An 18,599-nucleotide genomic window follows, 5' to 3' on the forward strand; every position below is an offset into this window, starting at 1 on the left:
CCTAGAGGGGCAGCAGCGTGGGCGCCCGGAACCGGGCACGGATTCGACGGGCGGGAGGGCCATGGAACTGCCCGGCTTCCTCTACGGCTTCTACGAGCGCCGGCTCCAGCGCTCGCTGAGCCCCGACAGCGTTCCCGGGCACATCGGGGTCATGGTGGACGGCAACCGCCGCTGGGCCCGCCAGTTCAACGCCCCCACGAGCCAGGGCCACCGCGCCGGGGCTGACAAGATCCACGAGTTCCTCGGCTGGTGCCGCGAGCTCGGCGTGCGCGTCGTGACGCTCTACATGCTCTCGACCGACAACCTCGGCCGCTCGTCCGAGGAGCTCGCCGAGCTGGCGGACATCATCGCCGACACGCTGGACCGCCTCGACGAGGACCCGTCCGTGTCCGTGCACGCGATGGGCGCCCCCGAGATCCTGCCGGACCACCTCGCCGAGCGCCTCGCGCGCCTCACGGCCAAGCCGAGCCCCTCCGAGCCGCTGCACGTCAACGTCGCCGTCGGCTACGGCGGCCGGCGGGAGATCGTCGACGCCGTGCGCGACCTCCTGCGCGACGCCCTCGCCCGCGGGGAGGACATCGCCGCGCTCGCGGACCGCCTCGACGTCGACGACATCTCCCGCTTCCTGTACACCGCGGGCCAGCCGGATCCCGACCTCGTGATCCGCACCTCGGGCGAGCAGCGGCTCTCCGGCTTCCTCATGTGGCAGAGCGCGTACAGCGAGTTCTACTTCTGCGAGGCCCTCTGGCCGGCCTTCCGCAAGGTGGACTTCCTGCGGGCCCTGCGCGACTATGCGGGCCGCCAGCGCCGCTTCGGCGTGTAGCTAGGCAGCTAGGCCTCGGTCCGGGTGGTCCGCAGCCCCCGCGCGACGGCGAGCAACGAGGCGAGGCACACGCCCGCGACCCCGAGCAGGAGCATCGTGTAGGTCGCGACGCCGGCCAGGGCGGCGAGCAGGAGCGGCAGGAGGAACCCTGCATAGCTCACGCTGTAGTACACGCCGGTCAGCCCGGCGAGGTCGCGGGGCCCGGCGATGGCCTGGACCTCCTTGAGCCCCGAGACCAGGCACGTGCCGTAGGCCGCGCCGAGGACCGCGGCTGCCGCCGCGCCGAGCCACGGGGAGAGCGCCGCGGCGCTGGCGGCGGCAAGCAGGAGCCCCGCGAGCATCGCGCCCAGGCCGACGATCCCCGACCGCCCTCCGGTCGCCGCCTCCAGCCGCGGCACGAGCGGCTGCACGAGCGCGCCGATCCCGAGCGTGAGCACCGTCAGTCCCGTCGCATAGGCGAGGGCCCACGGGCCCATCGCCGGAGCCTCGAGGAGCGGGATGACGGCGTAGCCGATCCCGGCCGTGGCGAAGATCCAGGGCGCGGCAGGCAGCACGACGCGGACGAAGCGCGCGTGTCCCGCGAGCGGCACGCGCAGGTCCTCCCAGAGGCTGGCCGCCGCGCCCGCGGGCAGGGGCGGAGCCGTCTCCGGGACGCCGGCGAGCAGCCCGAGCGCCGCCGCCGAGACGACCAGGTGGACGGCGTAGGGCAGGAGCGAGGGAAGCGGGGCCCACTGCGCGAGCGAGCCTGCCACGCCTGCGCCGATCCCGAAGCCCAGGGTGAGCGCGAGCGCCGGGCGGCGGGCCCCCGCCGTCGTGCGCGCGGCGTCGCCGAGGAGGGGATCGAAGCGGGGCGAGGTGAGCTCCTTGACCCAGCTCGTGCCGACCGACATGGCGATGCCCACCGAGACGCCGGCGAGCAGGCGCCCGGCGCACATCACCGCGGGCACGGCCGCGCCGAGGGCGAGGACCACGCTCGCGAGCGCGCCGAAGACGACGCCCGCGCGGACAAGGGGGCGCCTGCCGCGGCGGTCGGACAGGGCGCCGCCGAGGAGGAGGCCGGGCACGAGCCCGGCCACGTAGGTGCCCAGGAACAGGTCCACCGTGACTGCCGCGTAGCCGAACCTGGCCTCGTACAGGTGCAGCAGGGGCGTGAAGTGGTTCCCTCCCCAGGCGATGGCGAACAGGGCGGTGGCGGCGCGGAGCCAGGGGCGGTGCATGGACAGCTTTCTTCTCAGGGGGATGCGGTGAGGGGAGCGGGGCGGATCAGGGGGGTGCGGACGGGGCGGCCGGGGCCCTCAGGAGCCGGAGGGGCGGGGGGCGTCGATGCCCACGTGGGTGCGCAGGAGGGTCGCATACCCGGCGGCGTCGCCTCGGTCGAGGAACGTGGTGAGCCGGCGGTGGTCGGACAGGAACCGGGCCAGGTTGGCCTCGCCCTGGCGGACGATCGCGTGGGTGAGCCGCTCGAGTCGGGGCCGGATCTGGCCGTAGAACGCGCCCGTGAGCGCGTTGCCGGAGGCGGCGGCGACGGCGGCGTGGAAGGCGTGGTCGGCACGGGCGAACGCGAGCGCGTCGCCGGCGTCGATCGCGCGCTGCTGGGCCTCGAGGAGGCGGGCGAGCGCCGGAGCGGTCGCCCCCTCGGTCCGCGGCCCGTGGGCGACGGCCCGCACGGACTCGGACTCGAGCATGACCCGGGCCTCGAGGAGCTGGCGGGTCGCGGCGTCATCCTCCGCGGTCACCACCGCGCCCTTCTTCGGGTACAGGCGCAGCAGCCCCTCGGAGGCGAGCCGCAGGAAGGCCTCCCGGACCGGCGTGCGGCTCATCCCGAGGACTGCGGACTGCTCGCCCTCCGTGATGAGCGCTCCCGGCGCGAGGGCTCCGGAGACGACGGCGTCCGCGAGCGCCGCATGCGCGCGCTCGGCGGCTGTCTGGGGCTGCTCGGTACCGGCCATGCCTCCAGCCTACTCTTGCATCTATTGATAGATGCATCAGATGGGGCGCTCCCAGGCGTGATTTGCCGGACACTCCCCGCGCGTTCATCCGCACGTCATGTGGCGCGGCGTACATTGTGGCCATCGGAGGTATCCGCCTCCGGTACGGGGAGGCCGAATGTGGGCGCTGCGCTGCAGCAGTCCAGGGAGGCCGGTTCCGGCCTCCGGGCCGAGCCGGACGGAACTGGAGAACGCCGGGGAGACCCGGGGGCTGGAGTCGACGTGACGACCACTGGAATGCTGCCCGAAGAGACCACCGCCGCAGGCGCCCCCGCCGGGGACCCGCGGAGGACCTACGTCCTGGACACGTCCGTGCTGCTGTCGGATCCGCGGGCGCTCCTGCGCTTCGCCGAGCACGAGGTGGTGATCCCCGTCGTCGTGATCACCGAGCTTGAGGGCAAGCGCCACGACCCCGAACTGGGCTACTTCGCCCGCAAGGCCCTGCGCCTGCTCGACGACCTGCGCATCCGGCACGGGAGCCTCAGCCGGCCCGTCCCGCTCGCGGCGGACGGCGCGGCCGAGGGCGGGACCCTCACGGTCGAGCTCAACCACATCTCCGCGGACGTGCTCCCTGCGGGCTTCCGCAGTGGCGAGAACGACTCCCGCATCCTCGCCGTCGCCAAGAACCTGGCCAACGAGGGGCGCTCGGTGACGCTCGTGTCCAAGGACCTCCCGATGCGGGTCAAGGCCTCCGCCATGGGCCTCGACGCGGACGAGTACCGCAACGAGCAGATCGTCGACTCCGGCTGGACCGGGGTGGCCGAGGTCGACGCGGACGAGGAGCAGATCGGCGCGCTCTACGGGCACGAGCCGGTCTTCATCCCCGAGGCGGCCGAGATGCCGGTCAACACCGGCCTCGTGGTGCTCTCGCACCGCGGCTCCGCCCTCGGGCGCGTGGGGGCCGACAAGCAGGTGCGGCTCGTGCGCGGCGACCGCGAGGTGTTCGGGCTCCACGGGCGCTCGGCCGAGCAGCGGCTCGCGATCGACCTGCTCATGGACCCCGGCGTGGGCATCGTCTCGCTCGGCGGCAAGGCCGGCACCGGCAAGTCCGCGCTCGCCCTGTGTGCGGGCCTCGAGGCCGTGATGGAGCGTGGCGAGCACAAGAAGGTCGTCGTGTTCCGCCCGCTCTTCGCCGTGGGCGGCCAGGAGCTCGGCTACCTGCCCGGCACCGAGGCCGAGAAGATGAACCCGTGGGGCCAGGCCGTCTTCGATACCCTGGGCGCGCTCGTGGGCAAGGACGTCCTCGACCACGTCATGGATGCCGGCCTGATCGAGGTCCTCCCGCTCACCCACATCCGCGGCCGGTCGCTGCACGACTCGTTCGTGATCGTGGACGAGGCCCAGTCACTCGAGAAGAACGTGCTCCTGACCGTCATGAGCCGCATCGGGCAGAATTCCAAGATCGTGCTCACGCACGACGTCGCCCAGCGGGACAACCTACGGGTCGGCCGGCACGACGGGATCGCCGCCGTGGTCGAGACCCTCAAGGGCCACCCCCTGTTCGGCCACGTGACGCTCACCCGCTCCGAGCGCTCGCCCATCGCCGCGCTCGTCACCGAGCTGCTCGAGGGGGCAGAGATCTAGTCCCCGCGCCCTGCCGGGCCGCCAGCGCCCGGCGACCGGCCGCCGTCGTCCTTCAGTCCCGCTCCGGGACGCCGAGGAAGGCGGCGGCCGGCGCGTGCCCGCTCACCTCGAGCTGCCACCGGGGGCGCCGGAACGCCTCCTTCGCGAGGCGGAAGCGGAGTTCGCGTTCGACGACGCCGGGGGCGCCCCCGCAGCGCGCCTCGCCGTTGGGCTCGTACCCGAGGGAGCGGCTGACGCCGATCGAGGGCGCGTTCCAGTCGTAGGCGCTGGTCTGGGCGACCTCGGCGTCGAGGTGGTCGAAGGCCCACAGCAGCACGGCCGCGCGCATCTCGGTGCCGAGCCCCAGACCGCGCGCCGAGCGGCGCAGCCACGAGCCGGTGCCCACCGTGCGCAGCGCGGCGAAGTCGGTGGCCCCGACGTCCTGGGCGCCGAGGAACTCGCCCTCCCGCGACCAGAGGCCGAACATGATGGTCCACGCCTCGGGGCTGGATCGGAGGCGCGACTCCCAGATCCACCGTGCGCTGTTGGCCGCGATGTTCTCGGACTCGTCCCATGCGTTGGCCAGGGCGGAGCGCCCGGGCGGGGCGAGGGCGCGGTCGGTGAGGCCGCCGCGGGCTGCCTCGACGTAGCGCGGGATGTCCTCGTCACGGAGGGGCCGGAGCTCGAGCCGAGGGGTGCGCAGGCAGAGGCCGAAGAGGGGCCAGGCGTCCTCGAGCGTCATCATCCCGCCACGCTAGCCCAGCTCCGGCCGAGGTGAGGCCCGTGGCGCTAGTGTCCACAGTGTGACCGACCGACTTCCCGAGCTGTGGCAGGCCAGCCCCGTCGCGTTCTGGCTCGTCGTCGCGTGCCTGGCCTACTACCTCTGGATGGCCGCGCGGCTCGCCGTGATCGACATCCGCAGCCATCTGCTCCCGAACCGGATCGTCCTGCCGAGCTACTGGGCGGCGGTCCCGCTCACCGTCGCCGCGGTGGTGGCGGCCGGGGGCTTCGATGCCGGGGCGGCCGTGCGGGTCCTCGGCGGCGGCGCCGTGCTGTGGCTCGTCTACTTCGTGCTGCGGGTGGTCTACCCGGCCGGGATGGGGTTCGGGGACGTCAAGCTCGCCGGCGTGCTCGGCCTGTACCTGGGCTTCCTGAGCTGGCAGCACCTGTTCTGGGGCACCGCGGTGGCGTTCCTGCTCGGAGGCCTGTACGGCCTGGGGCTCATCGTCACGCGCCGGGGCACCGCCAAGTCCGCCATCCCCTTCGGCCCGTTCATGCTCGCGGGGACCGCGATCGCGCTCGTGCTGCCCGCCTGAGCCGCCTCAGCCGACGAAGTGGGCGCGGCGCTCCGGGTCGAGGGCCCATTCGATGGCGCGGCCGTGCAGCGGCGGCACCTCGGGCAGGCCGTCGCGGGAGAACCAGCCGACCTCGAGGTTCTCGTCGTCGTTCACCCGTGCCTCGCCGCCCGTGTACGAGCAGGCCATCACGACGTCGAGGTACTGGGCGTGGTCGCCGTTGGGGTACACCACCGGGGCCGTGATGCCGACGCCGGCGAGGTGGGTGACCGCCACGTGGACACCGGTCTCCTCGAGCACCTCGCGCACCGCCGTCGCCGCGGGCTCCTCGCCCGGCTCGACGATGCCCGCGGGGACTGTCCAGCGCCCGTTGTCGGCGCGCCGGACGAGGAGGAGGCGGCCGGCGTCGTCCGTCACGACGGCCTTGACCCCCGGGAGCCAGAGCGGGTGGTCGCCGACCATGTCGCGCAGGGTGAGGATGAAGTCAGGCGTGGGCACGGCACTCAGACTACCCGGGGCAGCCGCGGCGTCCCGCAGCCGGCCCCGCTCCAGACGCCCTGAAGGCCACCCCCTGGACGTCGATGTCAGGACAAAGACTCCCAGGAGGTGACCTTCAGGAGGTGACTCTCGTCAGGGGCGGCGGACTACTTGTTGGTGCCCGTCATGGTGGTGACGTCGAGGGCCTTGTCGAGGTCGGCCTCGGAGACCTTGCCGTCGCCTTCGCCCACGTAGCCGAGCGCGACCGTCGCCTCGCGGATCGTCAGGCCCTCCTTGACGGCCTTCTTGGCGATCGCCGCGGCGTTCTCGTAGCCGATGAACTTGTTCAGCGGCGTGACGATCGAGGGCGAGGCCTCGGCGAGGAAGCGTGCGCGCTCGACGTTGGCCTGGATGCCGTCCACCATCTTGTCCGCCATGACACGGGCCGTGTTGGCGAGCAGACGGATGGACTCGAGCAGGTTCGCGGCCATGACCGGGATGCCGACGTTGAGCTCGAAGGCGCCGTTGGTCGAGGACAGGGCGATCGTCGTGTCGTTGCCGATCACCTGCGCGGCCACCATGATCGCGGCCTCGCAGATGACGGGGTTGACCTTGCCCGGCATGATCGAGGAGCCCGGCTGGAGGTCGGGGATCGCGATCTCGCCGAGGCCGGTGTTCGGGCCCGAGCCCATCCAGCGCAGGTCGTTGGCGATCTTCATGATCGAGTACGCGATGTTGCGCAGCTGGCCCGAGGCCTCGATGAGGCCGTCGCGGTTCGCCTGGGCCTCGAAGTGGTTGCGCGCCTCGGTGATGGGCAGCGCCGTGTCGGCCGCGAGGAGCTCGATGACGCGCTGCGGGAAGCCCGCGGGGGTGTTGATGCCCGTGCCGACAGCGGTGCCGCCGAGGGGCACCTCGGCGACGCGGGGGAGCGAGGACTCGATGCGCTCGATCCCGTAGCGCACCTGCGCCTCGTAGCCGCCGAACTCCTGGCCGAGGGTCACCGGCGTGGCGTCCATGAGGTGCGTGCGGCCGGACTTCACGATGTCCTTGAACTCCTCGGCCTTGCGGCTCAACGACGCCGCCAGGTGCGTGAGCGCGGGCACGAGGTCGTTCAGGAGGGCGTTGGTCGCGGCGACGTGCACCGAGGTGGGGAAGACGTCGTTGGAAGACTGGGAGGCGTTGACGTGGTCGTTCGGGTGGACGACCTTGTCGCTGCCCGCCTCCTTGAGCGCGCGCGTGGCGAGCTCGGCGAGGACCTCGTTCATGTTCATGTTGCTGGACGTGCCCGATCCGGTCTGGAACACGTCGATGGGGAAGTGCGCGTCGAATTCGCCGGCGGCAACGCGGTCGGCGGCAGCGGCGATCGCGTCGGCGAGCTCGGCGTCGATCACGCCGAGGTCCTCGTTGGCGCGCGCGGCGGCCTTCTTCACCCGCGCGAGCGCCTCGATGTGCTTGCGCTCGAGGGTCTTGCCCGAGATCGGGAAGTTCTCGACGGCGCGCTGCGTCTGGGCGCGGTAGAGGGCCGAGGCGGGCACGCGCACCTCGCCCATCGTGTCGTGCTCGATCCGGTATTCCGTGGCAGGGGCCTGCACTGCAGAGTCAGTCATGGCTCCCAGATTAGCCCCGGACGCAGGGCACTCCCGAACCGGGAGCGCCCTGCGGCGGACGCGGACCGGGGAGGGGGACTAGACGTCCCCGAAGCCGGAGACGAGCTCGGCCTTGCCCTCGGCCAGGTGGTAGCAGACGCCGAGGACGGCGGTGCGCCCCTCCTCGACGGCGGTCGCGATGGTCTGGGACGTGTCGAGGAGCCGCTTGCCGGTCTGGCGGACGTGCTCGACGACGGTGCTGTCGACGTCGGTGATCCCGTTGCGCTGGGCCGTGAGGACCGAGGGCATGATGCGCTCGACGAGGTCGCGGACGAACCCGCCCGGCATCGTGCCGGTCTCGTACGCCTGGACACTCGCCGTGACGGCGCCGCAGGAGTCGTGGCCGAGGACCACGATGAGCGGGACGTTGAGCGGCTCGACCGCGTACTCGAGCGAGCCGAGCACGGCCTCGTCGATGACGTGGCCTGCGGAGCGGACCACGAACGCGTCCCCGAGGCCGAGGTCGAAGATGATCTCCGCGGCGAGGCGCGAGTCCGAGCAGCCGAAGATCACGCACACGGGGTTCTGCGACGCCACGAGCTCGTGGCGGCGGGCCGAGTCCTGGTTCGGGTGGAGGCTCGCGCCATCCACGAAGCGCTGGTTTCCGTCGCGCAGCATCTGCCACGCCTGGGCGGGAGAAAGAGTCTGGGTCACGGGCCCTACTCTACGGGAGCTAGGAGCGTGCCGACGCGGCGGCGGCCGCCGCCACGGCGTCGAACTCGTCGAACCCCGCCGAGCCGCTCACGATCACCGTGGTGCCGGCGATGGTCGCGACATAGCTCTTCTCGGTGCCCGGCTTGTCGTAGAGGGTCCACTCGACCCCTCCGGCGTCCCGCGTCCCGGTGGTCGGGGCCTTGTGCACCTGGTCCGCGAGCCACGTCGGGTTCGCGGACGCGGTCTGCTCGACCGAGACGAACTGCTGGGTGGGGGTGAGGTAGCCGAGGTCCCAGTGCGAGACGCCGTCCGAGGTCCCCGAGACCCAGCGGGCGTAGTTGGGGGAGTAGCCGGCCGGCAGCTGGGGGACGACCGGGCTGAAGCCGGCCACCGGCTTGGCGTTCGCCGCGACCGCCGCGACATCGACGGCCGGCCGGTACGTGTCCGTCTTCTGCCCCGCGTTCAGCAGCACCACGGGGACGATCGCCAGCAAGCTCACCAGCAGCGCCATGATCATGCCGATCACCGAGGCGTTGGCCCGCTTGGCCGCGGCAGGGGTCAGGACGGGCTTGACGGCGGGCGCGTCGTCGGGGCCTGCGGTGGCCTGGGCGTCGTGCGTCTCGGGGGCGTGGTCGGTGCTGCTCACCCCTCCATGGTCCCGCATGCGGCGCGGTGTTCGCGAATGCGAATGCGTCGGGGGCAGCCGACATCCTTTCGGGGCGGCGGGGCCGGGACGACTAGGATGAAGGCACACGCCCGCTCGAAGAAGAGGTCCTCAGTGTCCACTGCGTCCCAAGACACCCAGTACTCGACCCTTTCCAGCTCGCTCCACGTGGGAGCCGACGAGCCGGACCGCAACCTCGCGCTAGAGCTCGTCCGGGTGACCGAGGCCGCCGCGATCGCCGGCGGCCACTGGGTCGGCTTCGGCGACAAGAACAAGGCCGACGGCGCGGCCGTCGACGCGATGCGCTCGTTCCTGCAGACCGTGCACTTCAACGGTGTCGTCGTGATCGGCGAGGGCGAGAAGGACGAGGCCCCGATGCTGTTCAACGGCGAGCGCGTCGGCGACGGCACAGGGCCGGAGGTGGACGTCGCCGTCGACCCCATCGATGGCACGCGCCTCACCGCCCTCGGCATCAACAACGCCCTCGCGGTCCTCGCCGTGGCCGAGCGCGGCACGATGTTCGACCCCTCCGCGGTCTTCTACATGGAGAAGCTCGTCACGGGCCCCGAGGCCGCGGACCTCGTGGACCTGCGCCTGCCGGTGAAGCAGAACCTGCACCTCATCGCCAAGGCCAAGGGCGTCAAGGTCAACCAGATCAACGTGTGCGTCCTGGACCGCGACCGCCACAAGCCCCTCGTCGAGGAGATCCGGGCTGCCGGGGCGCGGACCAAGTTCATCATGGACGGCGACGTGGCCGGCGCCATCGCCGCTGCCCGCGAGGGCACCGGGGTGGACGCCCTCATGGGCATCGGCGGCACGCCCGAGGGCATCGTCGCGGCCTGCGCCATCAAGGCCCTCGGCGGCGTGATCCAGGGCCGTCTCTGGCCCACGAGCGACGAGGAGAAGCAGAAGGCGCTCGACGCCGGGCACGACCTCGACCGCGTCCTCACCACGAACGACCTCGTCACGAGCGACAACTGCTACTTCGCCGCGACGGGCATCACGGACGGCGACCTGCTCCGCGGCGTGCGCTACCGCAAGGACCGGGTCAAGACGCAGTCGATCGTGATGCGCTCCAAGTCCGGGACCGTCCGCTTCGTGGACGCCGAGCACCACGCGAGCAAGTGGGAGAACTGGGCTCGCCGGGCCTGAGCCGCGGCTAGACTGGGGCGCGGCCGCGCCCCAGTCGGGCGTCGCCGGCACCCCGACGCCCGACCCAGGAGGATCATGAGCCCCGAGAGCCAGCAGGCCGCCCCCGAGCTGACCGTCAGTCCCTGCAGGGACCGCGCCGCGTGGGACACCCTGGTGAACGGCCACGGAGGGCACCCCCTGCAGCTGTGGGGCTGGGGCGAGGTCAAGGCGGCCCACCACTGGCGCACCGAGCGCCTCATCGTGACCGACGGCGGGACGGTGGTCGGCGGCGCCCAGGTGCTCTACCGGACCCTGCCGTGGCCCCTCAAGTCCTTGGCCTACCTCTCCCGCGGCCCCGTGTGCGCGCCCGAGGACGCCGAGCGCGTGCTGGCCGCCGTCGCGGCCGCGGTCCGCGCGGCGCACGGCCCGGTGGCGCTCGTCGCCGAACCGGACTGGGACGCCGGTTCGGCGGGGGAGCGCGGGCTCGAGGCGGCCGGCTTCCGCCGCACCGACAGCACGATCCTCATCCCGCGCACCCTCATCCTCGACCTCGGCCGCAGCGAGGACGAGCTCATGGCGGACATGTCCCGCACCACGCGCGCCAACGTCCGCAAGAACCTGCGCGGCGACCTGGAGTTCCGCAAGGTCGCGACCGAGGATGAGCTCGGGCAGGTGCTCGCCATCTACCGCGAGACCGCGGAGCGAGCCGGGTTCGGCATCCACGAGGACGCGTACTACCGGGACATCTGGCGCTTCCTCGGCGATGACTCGCCGATCGTCGCCGCGTTCGACGGCGACCGCGTGGTCGCCTTCGTCTGGATCGCGCGCAGCGCCGGGACCGCCTTCGAGCTCTACGGCGGGGTGAACGCCGCCGGGCAGAAGGCCCGCGCGAACTACGGCGTGAAGTGGGCCGCCTTCATGGCGATGAAGGCCGATGGCTGCACCCGCTACGACCTCAACGGGCTCCTGAACGACGGCATCTCCGACTTCAAGAAGCAGTTCGCCCAGCACGAGAACCTGCTCGCCGGGACGTGGGAGCTGCCGCTCTCTCCGCTCTACCCCGTCTACGCGACCGGCATGCCGCTCGCCCGCAGGACGCTCGCGCAGGGCCGCCGGGCGGCGAAGACGGCCGTCCGGCGGGTCAGGGGCGCCGCGGGCAGGGCGCGTCAGCTCGTCCGGCGCTGACTCGCGCTGACCGGCGCCGCCGCCGCCCGCCGTCGTGCGCCCTAGGCCAGGCCCGAGGCGGGGCCGAGCCCCGTCGTCACGGCGAAGGCGAGGACGCCGTCCGAGCCCGCGTGCGCGAGGGCCGGCGACTCCGAGTCCGGGATGAAGGCGCTGTCGCCGCGGGAGAGCACCAGATCGCCCTTCGGGGTGTCCAGGGTGAGCGAGCCCCGCACCACGAGCACGACAGCGGCGCCCGTCTGGGCCACCGGAACCGGCTCCGGCGCCGCCCCCGCGCCCGGCGCGCCAGGCACGTCGATGCGCTGGAGCTGGAACTCCTCGAACGGCGGCCGGTACAGCTCCTGTCCGAGCGCGGACTCCTGCGCGGCGAGCCGGGGGATGCCCGGTGCCTCGAACACCACGGTGCGCAGCAGCTCGGGGATGTCGACGTGCTTGGGGGTCAGGCCGCCGCGCAGCACGTTGTCCGAGGCCGCCATGACCTCGATGCCCAGGCCCCGCAGGTACGCGTGCACGTTGCCCGCCGGCAGGTAGAGCGCCTCGCCCGGCGCCAGGCTCACGCGGTTGAGCATGAGCGACAGGAGCACTCCGGGGTCCGAGGGGTAGGCGGCAGCGAGGTCCGCGACGGTGGCCAGGGCCGCGTCGTCGCGCGCCGCGCCCCCGGCGGCGGCGATCGCCGCGGCGGCCGCGTCGACGCACGAGCGCACGTCCGGGCCGCCGTTGATGAGCCGGGCGAAGGCGGCGCTGAGGGCCTCGGCCTCGTCCGGGGTGCGCAGGAGCTCGGCGACCTGCTCGGTCACCTCGGCGGCCTCTGACCCGGCGAGCAGCCCCGTGAGCCGCTCGAACAGCGCGGCGGACTCGGCCGGCGCACGGAATCCCGTGAGCGCGTCGAACGGGGTGAGGGCGAACACCATCTCGGGCTTGTGGTTGTCGTCCTTGTAGTTCCGGTGCGGGGCGGTGCGGGAGACGCCGGCCGCCTCCTCGGCGGCGAAGCCCGCCTTCGCCTGGTCCAGCCTCGGGTGGACCTGCAGGGACAGGGGGGACTCTGCCGCGAGGACCTTGAGCAGGAACGGCAGGCGGGGGCCGAAGGCCTCGATGCTCGCAGCCCCGAGGGCCCCGGCCGGGTCGGCGTCGATGAGCTCGGTCAGGCTCGAGCCGTCCGGGTCGTCGAGGGGCCGCGAGGGGGCGTCGGGGTGCGCCCCGATCCAGAGTTCGGCCTCGGGCCGCCCGCTGGGATCGCGGCCCAGCAGCTCGGCGATCGCCGTCGTCGAGCCCCAGGCGTAGTCGCGGACGGTGTTGCTCAGCAGGTGCATGGGGTCCTCACAGGGGCGGGCTGACGGGGGTGCGGGCGGGTCGATCAGGGGAGCGGCCGGTCACAGGGGACCTCAGACGGGATCGCCCGTCACTGCGGCGTGCACTCCCCGTTGCCGGACATGATGGCATCGAGCAGGTCGTTCCGGCCCGCGTTGAACAGGTCGTTGAGGTGCTGCGGGGTGACCTTGACCCCGTCCGGGCCCACGTCGTTGTACTGGTTGGCCGGGGCCTCCCCGGGCGCGTACCCGCCGGCCGGGATTGCCCCCGGGACGGCGAGGGCGGCACCGCCGCCGAGCGCCGGCGTCGTGCCTCCCAGCGCCTTCGGGGACGATGACGCGGATCCGCTCGCCTGCTTGAGGAAGTCCTGCACCTTCGCGTGGATCGCCGAGAAGTCCGGGTAGGTGGGGAACGAGGCGTCGAAGTCCGGCGGCCCGATGACGAGTCTGCTCGTGGGCTGGCTCTTGCCCTTGATGGCAAGGTCGACGAAGCTGCCGAGCTGCTCCGAGGAGATGTTCGATTCCACGACCTTGGTCCCGGCCCCTGCGATGTCCTGGAACTTGCTCAGGAGGGTCGCAGGATTGAGCTGGTTGATCATGGCCTGCTCGATGCACTGCTGCCGGGCGACCCGGTCGTAGTCGCTCGCGAACTCGCGGCTGCGCCCGTACCAGAGCGCGTGGAAGCCGTCGAGCTTCTGCTCCCCGGGGGCGATCCAGCCGACGGGCAGCGCGTGCGTCCCGCTGTTGTCGAGGGAGGCGCCGCTCATCGGCACCCAGCCGCCGGCCTTGATGCGGATCCCGCCCATCGCGTCGATGAGCTGCTGGAAGCCCGCCATGTCCACCACCACATAGGCCTGGACCTTGATGCCGAGCGTGCCGGAGGCCGCCTCGAGCGTGGCCTGCGCGCCTGGGTCGTCGACGCCGGGGTAGAGGTCCTTGTACTTCTGGTTGACCTCGGTGTTGATGGCGTTGATGAGGCAGTCGTTGCCGCAGTTGTAGCCATCCGGGTAGATCTTGTGCATCGGCGAATCGGCGGGGAACTGCGCGTTCTGCAGGTTGCGCGGGATCGAGATGAGGGCGGTGCGGCCGGTGTTGGCGTCCACGCTGATGATCGAGAGGCTGTCCGGGCGGCGGCCCACGCGGTCGGCGCCGGCGTCGCCGCCCATCACCATGAAGTTGTAGCGGCCGTCCACGGGGCTGATGGCCGGGCCGCCGAAGATCGTCCCGATCGCTCCCCGGCCCACCCCGATGAGGTAGGCCGCGTACGCGAGGCTGCCGCTCGAGAGGACCATCGCGACCACGAGCGCCAGGACCACGAGCGGGCGCATCCGCTGGGTGAGGAGCGGGACGCGGATGAGCCGCAGCGTGTTCAGGAACAGGCCGGCCCAGCAGACGGCCAGCACGAGCAGGACCACGATCAGCACGAGCGAGAGCACCGGGTGCGTGAACAGTGTGAGGACCGCACCGCGGTTGATGAGGCCGACGACGAGGAGGACCAGCGCGAGGGCCCACACCGTCGCCGTGACGGCCAGGGCGCGGCGGGCGAGGCGGCGGCTCCCCGCGATCAGCTGGGCGGTGCCCGGGACCAGGAGGGTCAGGACCAGGAGCGTGAAGGCCCGCCGCGTGCGCACGTGGGGCGAGGCGCCCTCGGGATGGCGGATCGGATCGGTCTGGTGGCTTCGCGCGGGGATGTGCAGGGCCATGGTCCTCCTGTCGGTGCGCGCGTCAGGCGCCGGGTCGGTCGGCGTCGTCCGCGAAGACCCGCGCGGCCTTCTCGCGCAGTGCCTCGCCCTTGCGGGCGGCGGCGGCGTTGAGCCCGACGGCGAACTCCGCGAGCCGTGCGGCGAGCTGTTCTCCGAGCTCGTCCTGGGCCGAGGCGAGCATCCGCACGGCGAGCAGGCCGGCGTTGCGGGCGCCGCCGATCGAGACGGTGGCGACGGGGACGCCTGCCGGCATCTGCACGATCGAGAGGAGCGAGTCCATCCCGTCGAGGGTCTTCAGCGGCACCGGCACGCCGATCACGGGCAGCGTCGTCACCGAGGCGAGCATCCCGGGAAGGTGGGCCGCGCCCCCGGCACCCGCGATGATGGCCCGCAGGCCGCGCTCGCGTGCCGACTTCCCGTAGGCGATCATCTCCTCCGGCATCCGGTGGGCCGAGACGACGTCCGCCTCGAAGGGGACGCCGAACTCGGCGAGGGCGTCGGCGGCGGCCTCCATGACGGGCCAGTCGGAGTCGGAGCCCATGACGAGGCCGACGAGGGGCTGCTGGTGCGATGCCGGGGTGCTCACGGGTTCTCCTGCCGGTCGGATGGCGTCTGGTCCGCCGGCGTGCCGGGGGCGCCGTCGCGGACGATCGCGGCGACGCGCGAGGCCCGCTCGCGCAGGGCGGCCGGATCCGATCCGGGGCCGCCGACGAGGTTGACGTGGCCGATCTTCCGACCGGGCCGGACGGACTTGCCGTAGGCGTGGACCTTGGCGGCGGGGTCCGCAGCGAGCGCGGCCGGGAAGGCGCTGTAGAGGTCCTGGTTGGCGCCGCCCAGGTAGTTCTTCATGATGGCCCAGTCGCCGAGCACCTCCGTGGCCCCCAGGGGAAGGTCGAGGACGGCACGCAGGTGCTGTTCGAACTGGCTCGTCACCGAGCCGTCCTGCGTCCAGTGCCCGGTGTTGTGCGGGCGCATCGCGAGCTCGTTGACGAGGAAGCCGGGGCCGCGGCCCGGCGTCTCGAACAGCTCCGCGGCCATCACGCCCGTCACCCCGAGGCTCTCGGCCACCGTCAGCGCCGCCTGCTGGGCGGCGAGGGCGACGGCGGGGTCCAGCTCGGGCGCCGGGGCGATGACCTCGTCGCACACCCCGTTGACCTGGATGGTGTGCACGACCGGCCAGGCGCGGGACTCTCCGCTGGGGGTGCGGGCCACCAGCGCGGACAGCTCTCGGGAGAAGCCGACCATCTCTTCGGCCAGGAGCGGCGACATGGTGCCGAACCAGTCGTCCGACTCCTCGGCGTCCGCGGCCGAGCGGAGCACCCGGACGCCCTTGCCGTCGTACCCGCCGCGCGGCGTCTTCAGCACCACGGGCCAGCCGATCTCGTCGCCGAACGCGACGAGCTCGCTGACGTGGTGCACGGCACGCCAGCGCGGGTTCGGCAGTCCGAGCTCGTCGATCGCCTCGCGCATGCGCAGCTTGTCCTGGGCGTGGACGAGGGCGTCGGGACCCGGCTGGACGTTGACGCCCTCCGCCATGAGGGCCAGGAGGTGCTCGGTGGGCACATGCTCGTGGTCGAACGTCAGGACGTCTACCTCGCGGGCGAACGCCCGCAGGTCCTCGAGGCTGCGGTAGTCGCCGACGGGCGCGAACGGGACGGCGGGGACGGCGGAGACGTCCTCCGCCTCCGCGAGGACGCGCAGTTCAAGGCCGAGGGCAGTCGCAGCAGGGGCCATCATGCGCGCCAGCTGGCCGCCTCCGACCACTCCGATCACAGGAAAACTCACTCCCACAGACTACAGAACGAGCGCCCGCGGGCGGCGGACGCAGGTCCGGGGGCGCCGCGCTCACAGGGGCCGCCCAGACTCCGCCTCGCGTGGCGGCGGTAGAATGTCCTGTGCGCTCTCCCCGTTCTGGGCCCTCGGCCCGAGGCGGGGCGCCGGATGCGGTGCGTCCCCAGGCGATGCGCCGCCCCAATGCCGTCCGTGGAGGATCATGATCTCGACAATCTCCGACCGCCTGCGTGGTCTCGTCTCGCTCTTCTGGCGCGAGGTCGCGAAGTTCGGCACGGTCGGCGGTGTGGCCTTCGTCATCGACAACGGCCTGACCTACCTGTTCATGCACACCGTCATGTCCGACTCGGAGGCCAAGGCGCGCTTCGTCGGAGCCACGGTGGCCACCATCTTCTCGTGGGTCGCCAACCGGTACTGGACCTTCCGGCACCGCAAGCAGGCCAACATCGCCCGCGAGTTCGTCATGTTCGCCGTCATCAACGGCCTCGGCATCGGCATCTCGACCGGGTTCACCGCCATCGCCAAGTACTGGATGGACATCCAGGACAAGAACCTGCTCTTCCTCGCCGGCGTCGTCGGTATCGTCGTCGCCACGGTGGTGCGGTTCTTCGCCTACCGCTTCTGGGTCTTCAACCAGGAGCTCGACACCGAGCCCGGGTACGAGGGCGACCACGAGATCTTCGAGCACGAGCACGAACACGGGCACGGGCACCAGGAGCACGCCTCCGCGGCCGGGCCCGGGGAACCTGGCCGGACGGCCGCGGGCCCCGGTGACCTGGGTGCTGCCGGGGACCGCTGAGGGAAGGCCCGCTCAGGGCCCGGTGACCTTCTCGGCCTCCCGGATGCGCTCGAGCACGCGCCCGTCCTCCGCCTCCTCGGGCTGCGGGTGGACGAGCACTGCCGACCCGTCCGTGGCCCAGGCCCCGAGGAGCCGCCCGAGCGAGGCGTGCAGGCCCTCTCTGGCCGGGACGAGGACGCGCGCGCCGGCGGCCGTCGGGGCAGCGAACCCGGCGATCAGCTCTGACTGCGAGAAGGACTCGCCCCCCGACTCGTACGCCGCGTCGTCCTCGGCCGGCGGGTCGAAGGGCTCGTAGGAGTCGGCGAACTGGCGCACGATGGCCGCGTAGTCGTACGCGCCGGCAGGCAGCTGGCCCGGGTAGCCCATCTCGAGCGCCCCGAGCGCGACGGCGACGAGGGCGCCGCTGGAGGGCGCGGCGTCGTCCGCTGCGGTGTCCGGCCCCACGAAGGTGATGTCGGCCGGAGCGCCTGGGCCGTCGACGACCACAGCGCCCACCTGCCACGCCGCGAGCGCGATCACAGCGGACTTCCAGTGGGCCGGCAGGGCGATCCGCACCCGCGTGCCGACCTCGGCGTCGAGCTCCTCCGAGAGGAAGTTGGACGTCTTCGCGACCCAGTTCTCCAGGACGCGGCCCGAGAGCTCGATGCGCTCCCCGCCGGGGCCGTACCAGGTCAGGCGGGGGGAGGAGGCGTGCTGGCCGGCGCGCAGCCGCTGCAGCAGGTGGGCGATCGTCGATGGCATGCGCCCATTGGACCACAGGGCCCCGTGGCGCGCCCGCGGGTTGGGGCCGGCGCCGCCCACCGCGCGTGTCGCACAGACAGCCCGCGGAATCCTCTGGCTAGAATCTGCCGCCACCGCTTGACTCCGACCGTCTTACACGCATGTAATTAGGACTGGACAGTAACTGCGCCGGCGGCACCGATGAACCGATCATCGCATGGCCGAGGGGGACCGGCACCGGGATTCTTCCTGGCGCTGGTCTGAAGCGGCTCGCCGCGCAGAACACGACCCGAGGAGGAGCACCGTGGGACAGGCGGAGCGTATCCAGTACGAGTCGGCCGTAGCTGCACAGGCATCGGCCAGGTACCGGTCGCGGGGGATTCCCGCGGACTGGTACGTCGACCCAGCAGATCCGGAGGCACAGGAGCGGTACGAGGCCCGCTCCGTGGAGACCCTCGAGGATGCCGCCACGGCATTCCTCGCGGCCCACGAGGTGGAGGACCCCGACGACGACGTCGAGGACGAGCCGGCGGACGAGGCCATCGAGCGGGCGCTCGCCCTGCTCGCCAACCCCCGGGAGCACTCGCCCAAGGCCGTGCTCATCGACCTCGTCCAGCCGGGCGAGCCCGAGGAGGGCGAGCTCGCGTGGCAGGCCGAGGCGCTGTGCGCGCAGACCGACCCCGAGGCATTCTTCCCCGAGAAGGGCGGCTCGACCCGGGACGCCAAGAAGGTCTGCGGATCCTGCACGGTGCGTGCCCAGTGCCTCGAGTACGCCCTCGCCAACGATGAGCGCTTCGGCATCTGGGGCGGCCTCTCCGAGCGCGAGCGTCGCCGGCTCCGGAAGCGGGCGGTCTGA

The 18,599-nt window shown here is 72.4% G+C and carries 19 protein-coding genes; 7 read left to right on the top strand and 12 right to left on the bottom strand.

Features of this window, described 5'->3' with window-relative positions:
• Positions 1-61: 61 nt before the first annotated feature.
• The gene (locus J2W21_RS03860; protein WP_307113196.1) at positions 62-823 is read left to right on the top strand and encodes an isoprenyl transferase; all 762 of its coding nucleotides are present in this window, start codon (positions 62-64) and stop codon (positions 821-823) included.
• 8 nt (positions 824-831) lie between these two features.
• Here the strand turns inward: J2W21_RS03860 and J2W21_RS03865 are convergent, their stop codons facing one another.
• Together J2W21_RS03865 and J2W21_RS03870 are read right to left on the bottom strand one after the other, a co-directional pair.
• Positions 832-2,040 carry an MFS transporter gene (locus tag J2W21_RS03865; RefSeq protein WP_307113197.1) on the bottom strand — a complete coding sequence of 403 codons (1,209 nt, stop codon included), beginning with the start codon at positions 2,038-2,040 and terminating at the stop codon, positions 832-834.
• 78 nt (positions 2,041-2,118) lie between these two features.
• Entirely contained in the window at positions 2,119-2,772 is a 654-nt protein-coding gene (locus J2W21_RS03870; protein WP_307113198.1) for a GntR family transcriptional regulator, read from the bottom strand.
• A gap of 276 nt (positions 2,773-3,048) precedes the next feature.
• Here J2W21_RS03870 and J2W21_RS03875 point away from each other — a divergent pair, with 276 nt between their 5' ends.
• Positions 3,049-4,395, top strand: a complete 1,347-nt coding sequence (locus tag J2W21_RS03875) for a PhoH family protein (RefSeq protein ID WP_307113486.1) — start codon at positions 3,049-3,051, stop codon at positions 4,393-4,395.
• Positions 4,396-4,447: 52 nt separating this feature from the next.
• Here J2W21_RS03875 and J2W21_RS03880 read toward each other — a convergent pair whose 3' ends face one another.
• Positions 4,448-5,119, bottom strand: coding sequence for a GNAT family N-acetyltransferase (locus J2W21_RS03880; protein ID WP_307113199.1), 672 nt, complete (start codon positions 5,117-5,119; stop codon positions 4,448-4,450).
• 58 nt (positions 5,120-5,177) lie between these two features.
• Between J2W21_RS03880 and J2W21_RS03885 the strand changes: the two genes are divergently transcribed.
• Positions 5,178-5,690: a prepilin peptidase gene (locus J2W21_RS03885; protein WP_307113200.1), complete on the top strand. Its 513-nt coding sequence runs from the start codon at positions 5,178-5,180 to the stop codon at positions 5,688-5,690.
• Between the two features lie 6 nt (positions 5,691-5,696).
• Here J2W21_RS03885 and J2W21_RS03890 read toward each other — a convergent pair whose 3' ends face one another.
• The 4 genes from J2W21_RS03890 to J2W21_RS03905 all read right to left on the bottom strand — a co-directional run bounded on the left by J2W21_RS03890 (position 5,697) and on the right by J2W21_RS03905 (position 9,092).
• Complete coding sequence (locus tag J2W21_RS03890) at positions 5,697-6,167, bottom strand: NUDIX hydrolase (RefSeq protein WP_307113201.1); 471 nt, start codon at positions 6,165-6,167, stop codon at positions 5,697-5,699.
• Between the two features lie 146 nt (positions 6,168-6,313).
• Positions 6,314-7,753, bottom strand: coding sequence for a class II fumarate hydratase (locus J2W21_RS03895; RefSeq protein ID WP_307113202.1), 1,440 nt, complete (start codon positions 7,751-7,753; stop codon positions 6,314-6,316).
• Between the two features lie 78 nt (positions 7,754-7,831).
• A complete protein-coding gene (locus J2W21_RS03900) occupies positions 7,832-8,410 on the bottom strand; it encodes a carbonic anhydrase (RefSeq protein WP_373423068.1) in 579 nt (192 codons plus the stop codon).
• Between the two features lie 55 nt (positions 8,411-8,465).
• Positions 8,466-9,092, bottom strand: a complete 627-nt coding sequence (locus J2W21_RS03905) for a DUF4245 domain-containing protein (protein WP_307113204.1) — start codon at positions 9,090-9,092, stop codon at positions 8,466-8,468.
• 96 nt (positions 9,093-9,188) lie between these two features.
• Between J2W21_RS03905 and glpX the strand changes: the two genes are divergently transcribed.
• Positions 9,189-10,262, top strand: coding sequence for a class II fructose-bisphosphatase (gene glpX, locus J2W21_RS03910; RefSeq protein ID WP_307113205.1), 1,074 nt, complete (start codon positions 9,189-9,191; stop codon positions 10,260-10,262).
• A gap of 75 nt (positions 10,263-10,337) precedes the next feature.
• Positions 10,338-11,426 carry a lipid II:glycine glycyltransferase FemX gene (locus J2W21_RS03915; protein ID WP_307113206.1) on the top strand — a complete coding sequence of 363 codons (1,089 nt, stop codon included), beginning with the start codon at positions 10,338-10,340 and terminating at the stop codon, positions 11,424-11,426.
• Between the two features lie 41 nt (positions 11,427-11,467).
• On the opposite strand, the gene manA is transcribed toward J2W21_RS03915, so the two are convergent.
• From manA to J2W21_RS03935, 4 genes are all read right to left on the bottom strand, one after another.
• A complete protein-coding gene (gene manA, locus J2W21_RS03920) occupies positions 11,468-12,733 on the bottom strand; it encodes a mannose-6-phosphate isomerase, class I (protein ID WP_307113207.1) in 1,266 nt (421 codons plus the stop codon).
• 89 nt (positions 12,734-12,822) lie between these two features.
• Positions 12,823-14,433 carry an LCP family protein gene (locus J2W21_RS03925; RefSeq protein WP_307113208.1) on the bottom strand — a complete coding sequence of 537 codons (1,611 nt, stop codon included), beginning with the start codon at positions 14,431-14,433 and terminating at the stop codon, positions 12,823-12,825.
• Between the two features lie 22 nt (positions 14,434-14,455).
• The gene (purE, locus tag J2W21_RS03930) at positions 14,456-14,974 is read right to left on the bottom strand and encodes a 5-(carboxyamino)imidazole ribonucleotide mutase (protein ID WP_307113487.1); all 519 of its coding nucleotides are present in this window, start codon (positions 14,972-14,974) and stop codon (positions 14,456-14,458) included.
• A 41-nt stretch (positions 14,975-15,015) separates the two neighbouring features.
• A complete protein-coding gene (locus J2W21_RS03935) occupies positions 15,016-16,170 on the bottom strand; it encodes a 5-(carboxyamino)imidazole ribonucleotide synthase (protein ID WP_307113488.1) in 1,155 nt (384 codons plus the stop codon).
• 256 nt (positions 16,171-16,426) lie between these two features.
• On the opposite strand from J2W21_RS03935, the gene J2W21_RS03940 reads away from it, so the two are divergent.
• On the top strand, positions 16,427-17,023 hold the full coding sequence (locus J2W21_RS03940; protein ID WP_307113209.1) for a GtrA family protein: 597 nt from the start codon (positions 16,427-16,429) through the stop codon (positions 17,021-17,023).
• 12 nt (positions 17,024-17,035) lie between these two features.
• Here J2W21_RS03940 and J2W21_RS03945 read toward each other — a convergent pair whose 3' ends face one another.
• Positions 17,036-17,764, bottom strand: coding sequence for a TIGR03089 family protein (locus J2W21_RS03945; RefSeq protein ID WP_307113210.1), 729 nt, complete (start codon positions 17,762-17,764; stop codon positions 17,036-17,038).
• A 283-nt stretch (positions 17,765-18,047) separates the two neighbouring features.
• On the opposite strand from J2W21_RS03945, the gene J2W21_RS03950 reads away from it, so the two are divergent.
• Positions 18,048-18,599: a WhiB family transcriptional regulator gene (locus tag J2W21_RS03950; protein WP_307113211.1), complete on the top strand. Its 552-nt coding sequence runs from the start codon at positions 18,048-18,050 to the stop codon at positions 18,597-18,599.

The organism is Sinomonas atrocyanea, from assembly GCF_030811715.1.
Classification (GTDB): domain Bacteria; phylum Actinomycetota; class Actinomycetes; order Actinomycetales; family Micrococcaceae; genus Sinomonas; species Sinomonas atrocyanea_A.

Coding starts and splice junctions, on each gene's coding strand:
- J2W21_RS03895 (WP_307113202.1), bottom strand. CDS start 7,753: ATGACTGACTCTGCAGTGCAGGCCCCTGCCACGGAATACCGGATCGAG.
- J2W21_RS03865 (WP_307113197.1), bottom strand. CDS start 2,040: ATGCACCGCCCCTGGCTCCGCGCCGCCACCGCCCTGTTCGCCATCGCC.
- J2W21_RS03925 (WP_307113208.1), bottom strand. CDS start 14,433: ATGGCCCTGCACATCCCCGCGCGAAGCCACCAGACCGATCCGATCCGC.
- manA (WP_307113207.1), bottom strand. CDS start 12,733: ATGCACCTGCTGAGCAACACCGTCCGCGACTACGCCTGGGGCTCGACG.
- J2W21_RS03915 (WP_307113206.1), top strand. CDS start 10,338: ATGAGCCCCGAGAGCCAGCAGGCCGCCCCCGAGCTGACCGTCAGTCCC.
- J2W21_RS03935 (WP_307113488.1), bottom strand. CDS start 16,170: ATGATGGCCCCTGCTGCGACTGCCCTCGGCCTTGAACTGCGCGTCCTC.
- J2W21_RS03940 (WP_307113209.1), top strand. CDS start 16,427: ATGATCTCGACAATCTCCGACCGCCTGCGTGGTCTCGTCTCGCTCTTC.
- purE (WP_307113487.1), bottom strand. CDS start 14,974: ATGGGCTCCGACTCCGACTGGCCCGTCATGGAGGCCGCCGCCGACGCC.
- J2W21_RS03880 (WP_307113199.1), bottom strand. CDS start 5,119: ATGATGACGCTCGAGGACGCCTGGCCCCTCTTCGGCCTCTGCCTGCGC.
- J2W21_RS03875 (WP_307113486.1), top strand. CDS start 3,049: ATGCTGCCCGAAGAGACCACCGCCGCAGGCGCCCCCGCCGGGGACCCG.
- J2W21_RS03860 (WP_307113196.1), top strand. CDS start 62: ATGGAACTGCCCGGCTTCCTCTACGGCTTCTACGAGCGCCGGCTCCAG.
- J2W21_RS03945 (WP_307113210.1), bottom strand. CDS start 17,764: ATGCCATCGACGATCGCCCACCTGCTGCAGCGGCTGCGCGCCGGCCAG.
- J2W21_RS03900 (WP_373423068.1), bottom strand. CDS start 8,410: ATGCTGCGCGACGGAAACCAGCGCTTCGTGGATGGCGCGAGCCTCCAC.
- glpX (WP_307113205.1), top strand. CDS start 9,189: ATGAAGGCACACGCCCGCTCGAAGAAGAGGTCCTCAGTGTCCACTGCG.
- J2W21_RS03870 (WP_307113198.1), bottom strand. CDS start 2,772: ATGGCCGGTACCGAGCAGCCCCAGACAGCCGCCGAGCGCGCGCATGCG.